This window comes from Nitrospira sp. SG-bin1 (genome assembly GCA_002083365.1).
Classification (GTDB): domain Bacteria; phylum Nitrospirota; class Nitrospiria; order Nitrospirales; family Nitrospiraceae; genus Nitrospira_D.
In genome coordinates this window covers 62,154-79,811 of the sequence record LVWS01000022.1, presented here as the reverse complement: position 1 = coordinate 79,811, position 17,658 = coordinate 62,154, and the positions used below count along the sequence as shown (strand labels likewise).

At 56.5% G+C, this 17,658-nt stretch carries 18 protein-coding genes; 9 read left to right on the top strand and 9 right to left on the bottom strand.

Translation table 11 applies throughout. From position 1 onward, the window contains the following. Positions 1-65: 65 nt before the first annotated feature. From A4E19_17590 to A4E19_17570, 5 genes are all read right to left on the bottom strand, one after another. Positions 66-497: a hypothetical protein gene (locus A4E19_17590; protein OQW34732.1), complete on the bottom strand. Its 432-nt coding sequence runs from the start codon at positions 495-497 to the stop codon at positions 66-68. A 287-nt stretch (positions 498-784) separates the two neighbouring features. After that, positions 785-1,228: a hemin transporter gene (locus A4E19_17585; protein OQW34731.1), complete on the bottom strand. Its 444-nt coding sequence runs from the start codon at positions 1,226-1,228 to the stop codon at positions 785-787. Between the two features lie 63 nt (positions 1,229-1,291). Further along, on the bottom strand, positions 1,292-2,239 hold the full coding sequence (locus A4E19_17580) for a nitrite reductase (GenBank protein ID OQW34730.1): 948 nt from the start codon (positions 2,237-2,239) through the stop codon (positions 1,292-1,294). Between the two features lie 609 nt (positions 2,240-2,848). Next, positions 2,849-3,856, bottom strand: coding sequence for a hypothetical protein (locus A4E19_17575; protein OQW34729.1), 1,008 nt, complete (start codon positions 3,854-3,856; stop codon positions 2,849-2,851). Between the two features lie 15 nt (positions 3,857-3,871). Next, a complete protein-coding gene (locus A4E19_17570) occupies positions 3,872-4,306 on the bottom strand; it encodes a hypothetical protein (GenBank protein ID OQW34728.1) in 435 nt (144 codons plus the stop codon). Between the two features lie 34 nt (positions 4,307-4,340). On the opposite strand from A4E19_17570, the gene A4E19_17565 reads away from it, so the two are divergent. The 3 genes from A4E19_17565 (at position 4,341) to A4E19_17555 (ending at position 6,709) form a co-directional block, all read left to right on the top strand. Further along, positions 4,341-5,453: a hypothetical protein gene (locus A4E19_17565; GenBank protein ID OQW34727.1), complete on the top strand. Its 1,113-nt coding sequence runs from the start codon at positions 4,341-4,343 to the stop codon at positions 5,451-5,453. Then, positions 5,437-6,033 (top strand): hypothetical protein, encoded by a 597-nt coding sequence (locus A4E19_17560; GenBank protein ID OQW34726.1) that lies wholly within the window; start codon positions 5,437-5,439, stop codon positions 6,031-6,033. Before A4E19_17565 ends, A4E19_17560 begins: the two co-directional genes overlap by 17 nt. 61 nt (positions 6,034-6,094) lie before the next feature. Then, positions 6,095-6,709: a thiamine phosphate synthase gene (locus tag A4E19_17555; protein OQW34825.1), complete on the top strand. Its 615-nt coding sequence runs from the start codon at positions 6,095-6,097 to the stop codon at positions 6,707-6,709. On the opposite strand, the gene A4E19_17550 is transcribed toward A4E19_17555, so the two are convergent. Both A4E19_17550 and A4E19_17545 read right to left on the bottom strand, forming a co-directional pair. After that, a complete protein-coding gene (locus A4E19_17550; GenBank protein OQW34725.1) occupies positions 6,660-7,397 on the bottom strand; it encodes a hypothetical protein in 738 nt (245 codons plus the stop codon). The genes A4E19_17555 and A4E19_17550 overlap by 50 nt on opposite strands. Positions 7,398-7,440: 43 nt before the next feature. Continuing rightward, positions 7,441-8,214 carry a hypothetical protein gene (locus tag A4E19_17545; GenBank protein ID OQW34724.1) on the bottom strand — a complete coding sequence of 258 codons (774 nt, stop codon included), beginning with the start codon at positions 8,212-8,214 and terminating at the stop codon, positions 7,441-7,443. 146 nt (positions 8,215-8,360) lie between these two features. Between A4E19_17545 and A4E19_17540 the strand changes: the two genes are divergently transcribed. Beyond that, positions 8,361-9,239, top strand: coding sequence for a hypothetical protein (locus A4E19_17540; GenBank protein ID OQW34723.1), 879 nt, complete (start codon positions 8,361-8,363; stop codon positions 9,237-9,239). Here the strand turns inward: A4E19_17540 and A4E19_17535 are convergent. Further along, positions 9,132-12,083: a hypothetical protein gene (locus tag A4E19_17535; protein ID OQW34722.1), complete on the bottom strand. Its 2,952-nt coding sequence runs from the start codon at positions 12,081-12,083 to the stop codon at positions 9,132-9,134. The two genes, A4E19_17540 and A4E19_17535, sit on opposite strands and share 108 nt — an antisense overlap. Before the next feature lie 199 nt (positions 12,084-12,282). Between A4E19_17535 and A4E19_17530 the strand changes: the two genes are divergently transcribed. Genes A4E19_17530 through A4E19_17510 form a run of 5 tightly spaced genes read left to right on the top strand, consistent with a single transcriptional unit; the run spans position 12,283 to position 15,237 of the window. Continuing rightward, the gene (locus A4E19_17530; protein ID OQW34721.1) at positions 12,283-13,158 is read left to right on the top strand and encodes a hypothetical protein; all 876 of its coding nucleotides are present in this window, start codon (positions 12,283-12,285) and stop codon (positions 13,156-13,158) included. Positions 13,159-13,182: 24 nt separating this feature from the next. Then, positions 13,183-13,488, top strand: a complete 306-nt coding sequence (locus A4E19_17525; protein ID OQW34720.1) for a non-heme iron oxygenase ferredoxin subunit — start codon at positions 13,183-13,185, stop codon at positions 13,486-13,488. Between the two features lie 45 nt (positions 13,489-13,533). Further along, entirely contained in the window at positions 13,534-13,899 is a 366-nt protein-coding gene (locus tag A4E19_17520; protein ID OQW34719.1) for a hypothetical protein, read from the top strand. Between the two features lie 3 nt (positions 13,900-13,902). Next, positions 13,903-14,262: a hypothetical protein gene (locus A4E19_17515; GenBank protein ID OQW34718.1), complete on the top strand. Its 360-nt coding sequence runs from the start codon at positions 13,903-13,905 to the stop codon at positions 14,260-14,262. A gap of 6 nt (positions 14,263-14,268) precedes the next feature. Continuing rightward, positions 14,269-15,237 (top strand): lipoyl synthase, encoded by a 969-nt coding sequence (locus tag A4E19_17510; protein ID OQW34717.1) that lies wholly within the window; start codon positions 14,269-14,271, stop codon positions 15,235-15,237. A gap of 761 nt (positions 15,238-15,998) precedes the next feature. On the opposite strand, the gene A4E19_17505 is transcribed toward A4E19_17510, so the two are convergent. After that, the gene (locus A4E19_17505; GenBank protein ID OQW34716.1) at positions 15,999-17,654 is read right to left on the bottom strand and encodes a phosphoglucomutase, alpha-D-glucose phosphate-specific; all 1,656 of its coding nucleotides are present in this window, start codon (positions 17,652-17,654) and stop codon (positions 15,999-16,001) included. Positions 17,655-17,658: the final 4 nt, after the last annotated feature.

The window sequence follows — 17,658 nt, the reverse complement described above, 5'->3', positions numbered from 1 at the left end:
GGAACCCGAGCAGTCAGTCGAAGGTATCGACCGACTGCTCGCTGTGAGGCGACAAATCCCAACCGCTATTCCTTGTCGGTACAGAAAGTTCGTTCGTAGGCAATGATGGTCCAGGCTTCTTCCTCTGTGAGCACGCCTCCTTTCACCAGGGCGGGCATACCGGTACCGGGGCTCCCGTTCTTGACGACCCAGAAAAGCTCTCCGTCATTTCGTTTCTTGTGGAACTTGCAGTTCGTGAAGTTTCGGGGGCCGGGAGACAACAACATGCCACCGGCGCCGTCACCCGCACCGGTCTGTCCGTGGCAGTTCGCGCAGGTGCCCTTGCCTTCATAGAGTTCCTTGCCCTTGGCGATGACGTCGGGGGTCACGGCCATCGGAATCTTCATCTTTCGTGCCTCTCCACGTTCAGCGTCCGGGACACGCGGCTTCAACGGATCGGCCTCCGGAGCGGCCCATCCAGCCGTACTCCATAAGGCCACGGCGACCAAGCTACACACCGTCCTAACTACACGCTTCCCTCTCATGGTTCCTCCTTGGTGATTACCACTGATGTCCCTGCCAGATGGCCGCTCTCGCTGCGCGTCCGGAGGCACAAATTTCCGTACATATGATAACACGATATTGTCCTCAGTGGCAGCGCCCATGCGGCGTGGAACGTGATCGGATTTGAAGCAGGCGTGAAGGCTGGTCTACCAACATGAGGACCTCCCCGGCCCGGACCTCCAAGGTCCGGGCCGGGGAGAGACTAGCTTGAGGCTACCGCAGTGTTCACCACTGCGAATCCTTAAGGAACTTCGACGATGTCTTTATTCATCGGCCCGAGGACGGCGAGCAATTCACCTTTCTCTTTCTCTGGGACGTTGAAGGTATCCAGTGCTTTGACCAGGTCCTCCACGAGCGCGTTGAAAGCGGCAGTGGTGATCTTCATGCCTTTGTGGGTCGTCTTCATGTCTCGACCGGTGTAGGTGCAGGGGCCGCCGCTCGCCGCACACACTTGCTCGACCAAGAGCCGATTGAGCTTCTTGAGGTCAGCATTGGCAAAAAAGCCATTAATGCGCTTGTCCGCGCCCACGTTGGCGATGAACTTGGTGACGACGGCTTGGATAGCGCCTTGTCCGCCAAGCCGCTCATAGAGCGACCGGTCCGCGGCAAAAGAAGGGGCACTGCTCAATGTCCATGCTGCCGCTACTGCGACAGCCGTACACACGATCTTCTTGCTGATTGTCATCTCGTCTGCTCCTTTGTGTGTAAAATAATATGACTGCATGATGTCTTTTTTCCCGCTGAGTGATTATGGGTTCCAGGGGGTGAGCGGCATCAAGTTGTCATACTTCTTGGGTTCCTTGTTGGCGATCACCACTGCAATCGCACCTCGGAGGGCGCTCGTTAAGGAATGGGTCACGACCGGATAGGCTCCTGGTTCATCAACGATCATATCGAATGTGGCGGCGCTGCCCGGACCGACCACATAGGTTTGGACCCCCGTGAATTTGTTGGCCGGGTTGCCGCTCTCATAGACATTGTCCCAGATTTCGGCGATTGGATGGAGCGCAGAGAACTCGTTCGGCCCGGCGTTCACGAAATAAATTCGTACCCGTTCACCGACCTTGACTTCCAACGGTTCCGATCCCGGGAAAAAGGGATGATACTTGAAGACGCCGCCATTGAAGATCGTGTGGTCGAACTTCCGATCGAACATCGCCTGCACGTTATCGGGGTTCTTCCACAATTCGGATTGCACCAGGACAAATTCCCGATCGGCCTTTGGCCACGCGTTCGCGTCTTTCGGATCAACGATGATCGCGCCGAACATGCCGCGGGCCACGTGCTGAATCATCGGCGGTGCTCCGCAGTGATAGAAGAACACGCCAGGCTTCTTCGCGACGAACGTATACTTGATCGTCTCGCCTGGCTTGATCTCTCTGTAGTTCTTCAAGAAATCGAGCTCGGCTGCATGAAAGTCCATCGAATGGCCCAAGGCGTTCGTCGAGGGATTCACGAGGGTGAAGTTGACCGTATCCCCTACGGTGACCCGGACGACTGGGCCCGGCATCTGCCCATTAAAGGTCCAGGCCTTGTACTTCGTCCCGTTCCCGTCGATGACGATTTCCGATTCCGTCGCCGTGAAGGTGACATCGTGGACCTTGGCCCCCGCGGATCCGGGCATCGTGATACACCCGCTGGCTCCCAAGAGGACGCCGAGTCCGAGGGTTAATGTGAGTACACGAAACCTCTGCATAGTAGCCTCCCTTTAGATTGTATGGAAAAGAGACGCTGCACTGATGAGCACGGCGAATCATGCCCCCCACCACTCATCAAGCAGACGCCGGGTCAACTATCTACCAAATTCCGTAGAAAAAATACAAAGAAAAAATTTTATTGCGTGTCAGCTGGGTCCGTATGGCCTTGCCGCACGAGCATGAGGTCATTGCCATGGTGTTAAGCACAATGCATACCTCCCCTGCCGCCTATATTGCTGTTCAGAATGGAAACAATCGCTCCAGTGCGAAGTGAAGTGATTTATCAGACTGTTCAAGCCTTTGCTGAGGCCTAAGGGTTCGATGGGAAAAATATCTATTTCATGTTTCAAGCGGCTAATATACACGTACTGTATCCAAACCGATTCACACCGAAGCGATCTATGAATGCGCCTGTAGCATTGTGATGCACAAGAGCTAGAGCGAAGTGCGAGACATAAGATCGCCTCCTCGATCAGACGCTATGTCGTTGTTCTTGGCGGAGGAACTTCCCGGCATGGTCGTGGGACTTGCAGAGGTGGAGAGGGAAGGAGGTGTTCGGCTCATTACGGAGGATGATCAGTGATACTCGAAGGCGAAGGTCCGAAGGGTTACGAGCGTTTGAGATTGCGTTGCGCGATAGCGACGTTCCGGTGAAACCCATGGAGCTTTGCACGCCGAATCGGGCTTTGTTGAAATATGGTCGCGAAGGTCGCCTCATCCAGCGTGGAAAGTTGATAGAGGTCGGGGGAGAGGGCCCAACTCGACGGCTGAAAGGCGCTTTCTCGAGTCGGTTCGGCGCGGAGATTGAACGGACACACGTCAAGGCAATCATCGCAGCCGAAAATCTTGTTTCCCATACCTGCTTGCAGCTCGTGTGGAACGGCGGTCTCATCGTCGCGCAGTTCGATGGTCAGATAGGAAATACAACGGGTGGCATCCACCACATAGGGTTGAACGATCGCCTTCGTTGGGCACGCTTGAATACAAAGGGTGCAGCTGCCACAGAGATCGGTCGCTGGCTCGTCGGCTTCCAGCTCCAACGTGGTCAATATTTCTCCCAACAGCAGCCAGGAACCGTACTCGGCTGATACGAGATTGGAATGTTTCCCGATCCAGCCCAAACCCGCCTGCTCAGCCCAGGCTTTCTCCATGATGGGGCCGGTGTCGGCGTACGAACGGGTTTTCACGTCGGGGGCGACCTTGTGAATCATCTGTTCCAGTTGCTTGAGTTTGGAATCAAACAGCTTGTGATAGTCGCGTCCCCACGCATACCGGGCTATACGGCCGTAGCCCGGCCGTTCGTCGGCACGGTGCTCGGTAAGATAGTTGATTCCCAATGAGATGATCGAGCGACAGCCTGGCAATACTTCGCCCGGATCGGCACGCTTATTCGGGTTTCGTTCCATCCATGCCATGGTGCCGTGATAGCCCCGTCGGAGCCATTCCGTGAGACGGTTGAAGAGGCTTTGAGATGCCGTATTTGAGGAAAGTGGAGCGGATCTGCTTTCCCGGTCACCGACGGCCGACCGAGAAGGATCGCTGGAAATCCGCGTAATCCCGACCGCATCGAATCCCAGCGCACGGGCTTCTTGTTTGATTGCCTCCGTGATGGACATGGGATACAACAGCGTTCAGTGCCGGGCGGAGCAATCAAAGCGGACACTGAAGTGGGCCGAGCATCGGACCGATTGGCATCGGTCGCAGGTCCCGACGATATTCGACTTCCAGTCGCTCTCCGTTTCATCGAACCGACATTGGGTTCGTCCGCCTTTCGAGATCGTGGTCCAGGGTTGCTTGGTGCCGGGTATGGTGGCGACGAGACATCCTTGTGGAAACGGAACGTGGCAGGGGCGTCCGGTTTCACCTTTTTCCATGGAAAAGCTGCACGACAACTCCGTGGTGGCTCCGGACTCCTCCACTTCCTGCGCCGTGGTGCCGAAGGGAAGAATGAGCAGGGTCCAGAGCAAGACAATCAAAAAACCACCGGCCTTACGTCGAATCCCCATGGTCGGGATGGTAACACAGTCTTTGTCTTGCGGCCATGGAGCGGGCCGCGTAGAATCCACCCGCCAGCTTCTATTCACACCAAATGGAGGCTCCATGCTCGCGACGCGGATCACACAAAAAGAGGGCACGTTCTATTTCATTGCGTACCAGGCCGGTGAGCTCTTGCAGAAGGTCCGATTCACCAGCCGTTACTATTTCGAAGGCGAAGAGATCACGCAGGCCAAGATTTCTGAACATGATGAAGTCGCGCGGTTTATCGCGGGAATCGAACGGAGCGAGAAGGGATTCCAACGGGTCTTGAATCGGCAGAAGATCAAGCAGATCGTCAATTTTTATGAGACCGTCGTGGCTCAACCGATGATTCCCGGGACGGTGCTGCTCTTTACAGATGAAACACTGCGCTTCCAAAAGGCCGACAACTCGGATTCGATCGGCCACTTGAGCGAGCCGAAAGGAAAGTACCTGGTCATCGACGGGCAACATCGACTTGCGGGACTGCACTTTTTCCATGAAAAACATCCGGAGCAAAGCGCGCAGGTCGAGGTGCCGTGCCTGCTGTTCGACGGAAGGAGCGCCGACTTTGCCACCGAGATGTTCGTCATCATCAACTCCACCCATACGAGGATCAACCGGTCTCACCTGGTTGACCTCTATGAAAAGGTGTCGTGGGAAAGTCCGGAAAAGAAATTCACCGCGAAGGTCGTCAATCTTCTCTATGGTGAATCGGACTCTCCGTTGCAGTACAAGATCAATCGCCTGGGAGGACGGAGCAAGCAGGAGAAATGGATCCTGCAGTCCGAAGTCTTTAATGAGCTGCTGAAAGTTGTGACGGCTCACAAGCGATGGATCGAGTCCCATCTGGGCATGAAGGCTGATCGCTGCTATGCGTTGGTGCGCGACTACCTGAAGGGAGTCAAGGACGTCATGGGGGACGTCTGGGGGCAGAATGACCGCTATATGTTTACCCGTGATGTGACACTCAAGGCGTTGATTCGCGTCCTGGACGATCTGATTGTGGATCGCAAGCTCATCAGCGACTGGGACGAGCAACGCTCGCATCAACCGTTTGCCGAGATCGTCAAGCCCTGGGCGACGCTGGCGAAGGAGTTCCGCGCCGAGGGTTTCTATGAACGCTTTCCCGCCAAAGGCCAACTTGAACGGGTTCGGAAGATTCACCAGCGGCTGCTGGATGCGATCGTCGGGTAAACCGCGGGGATTCCGGCTGGCCGTCCTGCTTTTGCTCGCCGTGCAGGGTCCGTCAGGTGTTGCGGTATCGGGATCATGGAGAGCGGCAGCGGCCGATACGGATGGATTGGAGGTGAAGGCGGAATCTGGCGGCGGTGTTCGCGCGACGGCGCATCCGTTCTTCCCGGCCAAACCCGACATCATACAGGAACTCTTGTCCGACTACGCCCATTGGCCCGACCTCTTCGAGGTTCGTATGAGAGTGGCTGAAATGAACGTCCAGGATGGGGTTGCCACGATCGATCTTCGTATCGACCATCCCGTGATGCCCGGTGAACGTCGGTTGGTGACCGAATCCAGAGTATTGCCGAACGGTGGTTTGGTGACGGATCTGAAAGCGGGTGACTTCAAGCGCTATCATCGAGTGTGGAAGCTGCAGCCGGCCGGGGAAGGAGATCAGACACGCGCGGATTTTGAGCTGACCGTTGAACCCAACTCGCTCGCGCCGGATTGGTTGATCGCGATGGTCGTGCGGCAAGAATTGATCACCCATTTCCGTATCGTCAAACAAAAAGCATTGGAACGTGCCAAACGGAATTGACATGGGATCGGTCTCAAGAGATCAGAAGTCGGCGCTGCCGTCATTGTCCGGTCTCTATGTGATCCTCGATCCCTCTGTGAATCCGGGACGCCCGCTTCATGATGTGCTGAAAGCGTCTGCCAACGCCGGAGCCAAGCTTTTCCAGTACCGGAACAAGACCGCCTCGATGAAGGAGGCCTATGCGAAGGCGTTGCCCCTCAGGAAGATCGCCCATGAGTGGGGTGTGTCATTCATCGTCAATGACCGTTGTGATCTAGCGCTCGCGGTAGATGCCGATGGAGTGCATCTGGGGCAAGGAGATTTGCCACTCAACCTTGCTCGCAAGATAATGGGACCGAACAAACTGATCGGAATCTCAACACATAATCCTCAACAGGTATTGGCGGCGACTGCCGGCGGACCCGATTACCTTGGCTTTGGTCCGATTTTCACGCCTGGATCAAAGTTGGACCATGATCCGATCGTTGGACTGGAAGGACTCCGAGCGATCCGATCACTGACGTCGTTGCCGATCTTTGCCATTGGTGGGATCACCCTGGAATCGGTTGGAGACGTGATTCGTGCGGAAGCCGATGGCGTGGCGATGATCTCTACGATTCTCAATGCTCCGGACATTTCGCAGGCTGTCAGTGACGTCGTCTCGCGGATCTCAGCAGCAGTTTCGCAAGGTTCGTGAGCGCGGCGGATCGGGCTACATGTATGACCGAGGGACGGAAGCGGCCTGGCATGCCTGGCTCATAGGGGAGGGGGCCCAGCACCGGGACGCCGGCCTGTTTGCGAAGGATCTCGAGGGTCGTGCGTTCCTGTATGCGCGAAAGGGCCGATCGAACCGAGTGGGTGCGATTCAAGACCAGGGCGACGATGGAGATCCGTTTTCGGCGAAGGGCCTCAATCGTGAGCAAGGCATGATTGATGCCTCCCAACCCCGATCGTCCGACCACCACGACGGGAAGGCGTAATTGCTTGATCAAGTCTGTTACAGTCATCTTCGCAGTGATCGGAACATGTACCCCACCGACTCCTTCCACGACCATGCAGTCATACCGGCCGGCTAAGAGACGATAGACTTTTTTGACGGTGTCTGGATTGATGGTCTGTCCTTCGGACTGGGCTGCGGCAAGCGGGGCGACCGGTAGTTCAAACGAGTAGGGACGGATCGCTCCCAATGGCTCTTCACTCCCAATGATGGATCGTAGTCGTGCGGCATCGGACTGAGCTTCCTTGGCCGGAGAAATCCCTGTTTCGATCGGTTTCATCACGCCGACGGTCAGTCCCCGCTTCGTGAGATGAAAGGCGAGTGCGGCTGAGACCAAAGTTTTTCCAACAGCCGTATCGGTGCCGGTGATGAAGATTCCGTGGGTCATGGAGGGGATCCGCCTGTTGATCGCATGGACTTGAGTTCGTCGTTCAAAGGTGTCTGCTATCGCAGTTCCACACTTGACCCGATACATCCTTGAGTTGAGCCATGTGCACGACGGTACGGACCACCTCTTGGATTGCCGGCGGCCGGCGCAGCGCATGATCGAGCCATCCTTTATCCGAGGGAAATATGCCTTCCGTCAAGTCAGTTTTCTGCCACCCAGGCAGCAGGAGATTCACCCGAATATTGTGCGGTCCCCATTCCAGTGCGGCCGTTCTGACGAGCCCGATCAGGCCGGCTTTTGAGGTCGCATACGCACTTTGGCCGGTCGCTCCGTGAAATCCCGTGTGGGAACCGATGATAAGAATGGAACCTCCTCCACGAACAAGCAGGGAAGGTGCGATCGCTTGCAGGGAGTGAAATGTTCCCGTGAGATTCGAGGCGATGACGTTATCCCAAATGTCGTCCGAGTGGCGGACGAGCAGATCGCTCTGCCCGATGCCGGCGTTGCAGATCATTGCCAATGGACCGGAAGTGCTGTTGGAGAATCGGTCGACCATGCGTCGAACGGAGTCAGCTTCCCGAATGTCGGCATGATACACGTCGCCGATCCCACCTGCCTCTAGAACGCCGTCCAGGGTTGCTTCGGCCGCCGATTTGTTCCGATAGTAATGAACTCCCACGTACCATCCGATTCTCCCGAACCCTTGGCTGATGGCGCGACCGATGCCTCCGGAGGCCCCGGTAATGAGGACTGCCGGACGATCGGACGGTTTCGTCGGTCGAGCCTCGGCAGGTCGGGATGAGAAGGAGGATTCCATATCGAAGAGAATTATGCGGTGAGAAACTGGCGATGACAAGCACGTATCAAAACCAGGCGCCTCTCGGCTTGCTGGTTTCATGACTCCTATGGTACCGTCAAATTGTTGTATTGGGAGTTCGGACAATGGGAAGGCTTACATGTGATATGCGACGGATGATCGTGACGGGGGGAGTGTGTGTGCTCTTGGGACTACCCCTGTGGTCTGTGGTCGGCGGTGCCGAAGAGCCGGTGACAATTTCAAAGTCTGAGGAATATTTCCCCGATACGGTCGGAAGCCGATGGACCTACCGCGGCCAGATCAACGAGGGGCCGCTTCAATCCATCGACCTGAAGTTTTTTGCGAATGTATCGACGGTCACGGGAACCAAGCGGATGAATGGAGTGACCGTAACGGTGTTCCATGACACGAATCCGGGAAATCACGGACCGTCGGATAGTTTTTATCGACGTGACGCGGTCGGCATCGTCTATTACGGGTCGGAACCAGGGACGCCGTTGGAGAAGCAAATCACCCCCTATCAGATTTTCCGATTTCCCCTGAGAATCCCGTCCACTTTTCAGCAGTTCGACCGATCGGGTGTTGATTTCGGCAGCGATATGGATCGTGACCAAATTGATGAAAAGGTCGATGCCCAGGGGTGGAGCAAAGTGATAGGGCGAGAAACCATCACCGTCCCGGCCGGGACATTTCAGGATGCCATCAAAGTCGAAGCACGGATGAACATGAAGATCCACTTGTCCGAAAGCCGCCGCACGGTCTCCGGAATCGACGTGATGACGGCTTGGTTTGCCAAGGGGGTCGGTCTGGTCAAGTATGCCGAACGACAGGAATTGTCCGCCATCAAGGAAGACCGCGGTGTGGTCACGGAAATCATAGAAGAACTCGAAGAATACGACATCAAAGCGGCAAAGGCCTCACTGAGTCGATTCGAATCCCCGCCGAAGGGTGTTCTCACTCACGACTTTGGCGGTCATGAATTGAGCCAAATAGTCTTCCCCGCCCGCCTTCGATCCTACCCCTGAGAACCGATGCCCGCCGAAGGGTTGACGAGAAACGAGGGCACCGGTAATCGGTCGGTTTAGGTATAAATTTCCGACGTCGAACTGCTCACGAGCCATCGCGAGATTGGCGGGACTCCTGGTATAGACCCCTCCCGTCAACGCATAGTCGGTTCCGTTGGCGAAGCGGATCGCATCGGCAAAACTGTCCGCCTTCATGACCGACAACACCGGCCCAAAGATCTCCTCCTGTGCCAGACGGTGATGCGATTGGATATCGACAAACACCGCCGGACCGACGAAATATCCGTTCTTCTCCACGGATCCTTGTACCAGAAGCCGGCCTTCTTCGTGACCGAGTGAAATGTACTTCTGGATACTTGTCTGGGCTCGAGCATCGATCACCGGTCCCATGTGAGTCCCAGGCTGTGATGGATCACCGACCACCACGCTCAGCACGGCTTCACGGAGGCGAGACACGAATGGGTCGTAGACGGCGCGATGCACGATGACACGGGAGCAAGCCGAGCACTTTTGGCCCGCATAGCCGACGAATGACGCGACAACGCCGGTGATCGCTTCGTCAAGATCCGCCGTCTCATCGACGATGATGGCGTTCTTTCCTCCCATTTCAGCAATCACGCGTTTGACCATCTGTTGTTCCGGACTCACCCGTGATGCTTCGGCCAAAATGCGAAGCCCCACGGTCTTCGATCCAGTAAATGCGATCGTCACGACATGAGGATGCGCGACCAGTGCTTGTCCGATCTCCGGTCCACCGGGGAGGCAGATCAAGCAACCGGCCGGTACACCGGCTTGTATGAGGATGTCCGTCATCAACGTTCCCAAACCGGGGGATCGTTCCGACGGTTTGAAGAGGACCGGATTGCCGGTCACGAGTGCCGCCGACACCATCCCGGTGGGAATGGCGAGCGGGAAGTTCCATGGTGCGATGACGACGGTCACCCCGCGCGGTTCATAGGTGCGCTGGTTGAGTTCTCCCGGGCTGTGGCCTAATCGCATCGGCCGAGCCAGACGTTCCATTTCATCGGCGTAGTACCGGAGGAAGTCGATCGCCTCGGCGACGTCGGCGTCGGCCTCCCGCCAAGGCTTGCCGACCTCGAAGATTTCCCAGGCCGCAATTTCGAAGCGGCGACGGCTCATTTCAGACGCAGCGTTGCGCAGGACTTCAGCCCGTGACTCTGGAGCGTACCGTCGCCAATGGTCCCATTGCTTGCGCGTCTGTTCGATGATGTGGTCCAGATCGGATATCGCTGCGCTTTGGACCTTGGCTACGAGTTCGGTCGGTCTACAGGGGTTCCGGGATTCCAGCCATGGGCCGGTGAGTCTGATGCCGGATGCACCACCGTGCCATTGTCGGCCCAGCTGAGGCCGAACCGATTCAAGACCGGCCTGCATGGCTTGCCGTACCTCCATCCATGAAAAGTCGCTGTGCGGTTCGTTGCGAAAAATCTTTACGCCGTCCCTTGCGGCCTGGTGAAGTGGTGTCGGTACGGTCGGCGGGGCGAGGAGCCGGGTCAACGGCTGCGACTCGACGTATTCTTTTTTGAGGAACGATTCGTTCGACGTATTTTCCAAAAGCCGCCGGACCAGATACGCCATGCCGGGAAGCAGACGGCCGACGGGACTGTATAAGCGAACACGGCGACCCAATTTGACCATGGCTTGCTGGAACGGCTCGGCCATGCCGAAGATCATTTGATACTCCCGTCCTTCCGGAGGAAGACCTAGCGCATTGGCATGGGCTTCGACGGCAGCCAACGTGCGAAGATTGTGCGTGCCGAACGCGGGACGGATAAGCTCGGAGTGTTTCAACAGCGTTGGAATCAATCGCTCGTACCGAATGTCGGTTTCGGCTTTGTGTTCATACAGGGGAACCGGCCAGCCCGCTTGCCGATATCGGACCGTGTCCGAATCCCAGTACGCACCCTTGACCAGTCGGATCGTGACGGGCGCATGGCGTGCCCGTACCCACGCCACCAGGTCCTGCACATCGCGTTCAGTTTCTCGATGATAGGCCTGCAGTGCGATTCCAGCGTAGGGATAAGCTCGATAGGCCGGTTCTGCAAAGAGCTGCTTGAAAATATGGAGGATCAGGTTCTTGGTCTCCGCCTCCTCCATGTCAAAAATCAATCCGGCCGGCAGCGACTGGGCCAGGTCCACCAGCGGGCGGAGTCGCGCGGCGACCGATTCGTAACTTCCATCGGGGTCGATGGGGTCCAGGCGAGATGAGAGCGCCGAGATCTTGAGCGAGAGCTGGACACGCGGGATCGGTCCCAAGTGGTCGCGTTCGAGCAGGACAGCGGGAGCCCATGTCGCGGCGGCCCGGCCGAGTTCCTTCAACGCGTGCAGGCACTGGTCCCGATAGTGGTCGGCCTCCTGTTCGCTGATGGTGGCTTCACCCAACAGATCGACAGACCATGCACGTCCGTCTTTCCATAACTGCGACAGGGCCGGAACCGCTTCATCAATCGAGGCTCCGGCAATGAACGTCGTCGCCATCTGTTCGATTTGCTTCCGGATCGATTTGCCGGTCAGGCGCGCCCCGAAGCTCGTTGCCGTCAGAGCCTTCAAACCCCATTGAAGTCCGAATAATTCATGACTCTCGCGGCCAAAGTATTCTTCGGCGAGTGAGACGACTCGTTCATCGTCCTGAATAACCGGAAGGACATCGATGAAGTGGAACAACCTGGTCTTAAACGATGCATCCTTCATCGCCAAATTGATGGCCGACTGGGACCACCATCGGCTATCAAAAATAGACGGTGAGAGACCGGCGGAGAGCCGGGCAAGTTGTTCGCCGATACGAAGGATGGCCGGCTCGAGCGGGGAGGGTACGGTAGTCATCGATACTCCTGACACAGTATACCTCGTACTGAGCTTCCCCAGTAGGCCACATGGATAATGGCCCGACCGACCCATATCATTTCGCGTCTCTCATCGCTTATGATGCTGATGTAGCGCACGTACGTGCTGGATCCGTGCTGGATCAAGGATACGCGTTCTCTCTTTGGCGCAGTGGGAATCACAAGCAGGAGATATCGATATGGCTGACGAACACGGTCATGGGGCACAGCAGCCCCAAGCAAAAGATAATCTGATCCCCGGCGTGAAACATGTGATCGCGGTGAGTAGCGGCAAAGGTGGAGTCGGCAAGTCCACCGTCGCGGCAAACTTGGCCTGTGCATTGGCGCTCACCGGTGTAAAGGTTGGATTGCTGGATGCCGATCTCTATGGTCCCAATATCCCCATGATGATGGGGAGTACCACCGGACCGGAGCAGAAAGAGGGCAAGATTTTGCCCGTCGAAAATCATGGGGTGAAGCTGATTTCCATGGCATTTCTCGTGCCGGAGGAAACCGCGCTCGTCTGGCGCGGTCCGATGGTCCATCAATACCTGCAAGCTTTTTTCCGAGACGTGCTCTGGGGTGAGTTGGACTATCTGCTGATCGATTTACCGCCCGGCACCGGCGATGTGCAGCTCTCCTTGTCGCAGATGGTTCCGTTAGCTGGGGCGATCACTGTGACCACGCCTCAAGAAGTCGCGCTCTACGACGTTCGCAAAGGCATGGCGATGTTTCAGAAGGTGAATGTTCCGCTTCTGGGCATCGTCGAAAACATGAGCTACTTTGTCTGTGGGCATTGCGGTGAGCGGACGGAGATTTTTTCTCATGGTGGAGGGGAGCGGGCCGCGGGAAAACTTGGGGTGCCGTTCCTCGGACGGATCCCAATCGATCCGGCTATTCGCGATGGAGGGGATACCGGTCATCCTATCGTGGTGGCCAATCCGGCATCTCCTCAAGCCGCGGCTTTTCGCGACATTGCCAAGAGGATCATGGGAGAATTGGGTGACACTGAGAAAAGTGGGCCTTCCATCGATAGTTTGCTTAAGAAGATCAAGCAACCTTTCAGCAGTAATTGAAAGTCATCACATTGGAGGAAAAGAATGGCGGAGTTTGTGCGTGTGGCGGGCCTCGCTGATATCAAGCCAGGGCATGGCATCGTAGCCGAAGCGAATGGCAAGGCCGTCGCGGTATTCAATGTGGACGGGACCATTCACGCGATCAGCAATACCTGCTGCCATCGAGAGGGACCATTAGGAGAAGGAGAATTGGAAGGCGCTATCGTTACCTGTCCCTGGCACGGATGGCGGTTCAATGTCACGACTGGTGCTTGCATGAACAATCCATCCGCAAAGGTGGAAGCCTATCAGGTAACGATCGAAGGGGAGGATGTGAAGGTATTGCTCTAGAAAACATTCGACGTGAAATCAACGAACGAATGAAAGGCTACGGGAATGGCCATTTCTCCGAACGATCAGACCGATATCGCTGCGGCGCTCGTGCGTCTCTACGTCTTTCTGGCCCAGTATCTTGATCGATGCTTCGATGAAGCGGCTCGCAAGAGCTATCCGGACTCCGAACTTCAAGGACACCTCAATGAAACACGGCGGCAGCTTATGGAGATTTTGTCGGTCAATCCGGTCGTGAAGAAAAAACTTACCGAGGAATGTGACCGAATTCTGGCGCTGGGGGCTTCTTGTCTCAAAGCCGGTACGGCCGACACGAAGGCGCGGGAGACGATTCAGGCCGAACGGGCCATACTCAAGAACAAGACCATTGCGTTGAGTGACTTGGTGGCGGTCTATCGAGCCTTAGCATGAACGATGGACGGAGGATTCGATAAACATCAGCTTGCCGGGTCGGATGATAGAGAACGTGGATTCAGCCGACCGGTCGAATTTGAACGCGCCGAGGATGGTTATCGAGCGATCTTGAGGTATGAGACCGTTCGCATCGTAACCGAAACGCGTCCTACCCAAGACGAAGCCCTTACAGTTTTGATTCAATCATTGCATGTCCAGGGTTACAGACAGTTGAAAACTCAACGGAGTTTTCGCAACGGTGTCTATCTGGGTTCCCAGGAGCTCTGGGTGGAATATCCGGATCCACCCCCTGCTGAGTCCCAGTCCTCTGGTCTCCTTGGTAGAATAAAGAATTGGTTCAAGCCTTCTGTAAGTGGGTAACGAACCATGAGCTTTATTCCTCTCGATCACCTCCGAACTGCCGGCCATCAGCCATCATCCGCCGGCTCCCAGCCGTCATCTGACCGTCGTCGCCTTCCTTCCTGGTTTAAAGTCACCGCGAAAACCGGGCCGGATTATCTCGACGTCAAGCAGACCATGGAACGGCTCAAGCTCCACACGATTTGCGAAGAAGCCCACTGTCCCAATCGGTGGGAATGCTGGAATGCCAGGACGGCGACGTTCCTCATTCTTGGTGATATCTGTACCAGACGTTGTCACTATTGTTCGGTAGAGACGGGACGACCGCACGCGGTAGATCAGGATGAGCCAGGCCGGGTTGCAGAAGCAATCCGAGCACTCGGGCTTCGCCATGCGGTTATCACGTCCGTGAATCGTGACGAATTACCGGATGGAGGGGCGGCAGTCTTTGCGGAAACGATTAGGCAGACCAGACGGCTGAATCCAACCTGTACAATCGAGGTGTTGATTCCTGATTTTGAAGGCAATGAGGAAGCGCTTGCGACCGTCTGTGCCGAGAAACCGGAAATTATGAATCACAATATTGAAACCGTCCGGAGGCTTTTCCCATCGATCAGACCCCAAGGGAAATATCAGCGGTCGATCGATCTACTCGCCCGAGCCAAGCGACATGGAATGAAGACCAAATCCGGGCTGATCCTCGGTATGGGCGAGACGCTCGGCGAAGCTCGTCAGGTGATGCGTGATCTCCGAGCGGTGGATTGCGACATCATCACCATCGGCCAGTATCTCCAGCCGACCAGAGGCCACATTCCGGTAGCTCGGTTCTACGAGCCCTCCGAATTCGCTGCTCTCAAAGAAGAAGGGCTTGGGATGGGTTTCAGCCACGTGGAATCCGGACCACTGGTTCGCAGCTCCTATCATGCGGAGCAGCAAGTCTCTTCGGATGAAAGCCAATTGTTGCCCATCCGGACAAAACGCAGCGCTGCGCAATGAGCGGCGTGAAGCTTTTGACGTCCTCAGATAGTTTCACCATGAATTCCTCCGCACGGCGCTGGTCCTCGAAACATTCATAGACGTCGTCAAGAAAGCCCCCACGAAGCAGCGGATGATGGAGAAACTCCTGGCCGGGTCCCGTCTCAACTTCAAGCGGATACTCCACAGCCTCGACGCGGTCCACCTTGAGTGATTCGAGCCAAGCTCGTCCGTCTTGCGCCGACGGTCGTTCGTTCAGGTAGGCTTGGAAACGCGCTCGTTCTTGGCTCAACCCCTGCCGGATCATCGCGTGATCCACTCGCTGCCACAGTGAATCAAAGGTCCCATAGGACGGAAAAGTGAGAACGAGCTGACCTCCTGGGTTGAGTCGATCGACGAGTCCACCGACAGTTTCGAACCGATTGGGGCGAAAAAACATGACGGAGAGATTGCCCGTGATGCGATCAAAGCTCGGGAGATCAGGAGGCAGGGATCGCATGTCCAGACATTCAAAGCGGAGCCATGGTAGTTGGGAACCTTGAATGGCTGTTGCGCGGGCGACCTGACCGGGACTGATGTCGATTGCCAGCACGTGTCCTCTCGAGCCGACTTGCTCGGTGAGATAGAAAGCGGGAATGCCGTGGCCGGAAGCGACATCGAGGATGCGCAGGCCTGGTCGAAGGTCCAGGTGCTGCAGTAGCGAGTCGGCGAACGGCGTGGACCAATAGTCATGCTTCGGCAAGGACCAGCGCGCAGCGTGCTTGTTCATGACGCAAGGAGTGTCATCTCGGCGAGGCTAACGCGCTTGTGATGAGCGCCTGGGCTTCCACTTGGATCCGCTTGAGGTGATTCTTTCCTCTGAAGCTCTCCGCATAGAGCTTGTACACATCTTCCGTTCCCGACGGTCTGGCGGCGAACCAGCCGTTCTCGGTCACGACCTTTAAGCCGCCGATAGCTGCGCCATTGCCCGGGGCCTTGGTAAGCATCGCCACAATTCGATCTCCGGCGAGGTCTGTTGCGTTCACTTGATCAGGCGAAAGTTTGGAGAGAATGGCTTTCTGCTCCGGCGTAGCCGGTGCGTCAATCCGTTCATAGACCGGCTCGCCCAATTCTTTCGTGAGGTCTTGGTATGACTGCGATGGATCGCGTCCGGTTTTCGCCGTCATTTCAGCAGCCAGCAGGCTCATGATGATGCCGTCCTTATCGGTCGACCAGACGGAACCATCTCGTCGTAAGAACGACGCACCGGCGCTTTCTTCGCCGCCGAAGCCGAGTGAACCATCGAGCAGGCCGCTCACAAACCACTTGAACCCAACCGGCACTTCGACGAGCCTCCGTTTCAGTTTGATTGCCACGCGATCGATCAAACTACTGCTGACCAAAGTCTTGCCGATGCCGGCATCGGATTTCCAGCCGGGACGGTGAGCATACAGGTAGGCGATGGAGGCAGCGAGATAATGGTTCGGATTCATCAAACCCGAACGCGTCACGATTCCATGCCGATCGTTGTCGGCATCGTTGCCGAATGCCACGTCGAACCGATCTTTCAGTGCAATGAGATTGGCCATGGCATAGGGAGACGAGCAGTCCATCCGGATCTTGCCGTCCCAATCCAAGGGCATGAAGCGAAAGGTTGGATCGACAGCCGGATTCACGACCTCGATATCCAATCCATAGCGTTCGGCGATCGGTTGCCAGTAGGCCACACCGGATCCACCGAGGGGGTCGATCCCCAGCTTGAGTCCCGCCGCCTTGATGACCTCCATGTCGATGACATTTTTTAAGTCACTCAGATAGGTTTCAATGTAATCGCATCGATGGGTAGTCGATGCCCGTCGAGCCTGTTCAATCGGAAGACGCCGTACTCCTTGGAGAGCACCGGCGAGAAGAGCGTTGGCCCGATCCTCGATCCACTTGGTCGTTTGCGTGTCGGCGGGGCCACCATGCGGTGGATTGTACTTGATCCCGCCGTCTTCGGGCGGGTTGTGGGATGGCGTGATGACCACCCCGTCGGCCAGACCGGAGGTACGGCCACGGTTGAAAGTCAGGATGGCGTGCGAGATCACCGGTGTAGGCGTGAACCCTTCATCTGTATCGATGATAGCGTGAACGCCATTGGCCGCGAGGACTTCGAGCACGGTCACGAAGGCCGGCTCCGAGAGGGCATGCGTGTCCTTTCCAACGTAAAGCGGCCCGGTCGCGTGTTGCGTCGCCCGGTATTCACAAACGGCTTGAGCCACCGCCACGATATGGTTCTCATTGAAGCTGCATTTGAAGGAAGAGCCACGATGTCCGGATGTACCGAATGACACGCGCTGTTCTCGAACCGAGACATCCGGTTTCTCCGTCCAGTATGCGGATAACAGTCTCGGCACATCCACCAGTGTGGAAGGAGGTGCCGGTTTGCCGGCGAAAGCATGGAGAGCCATGATACACATGTAG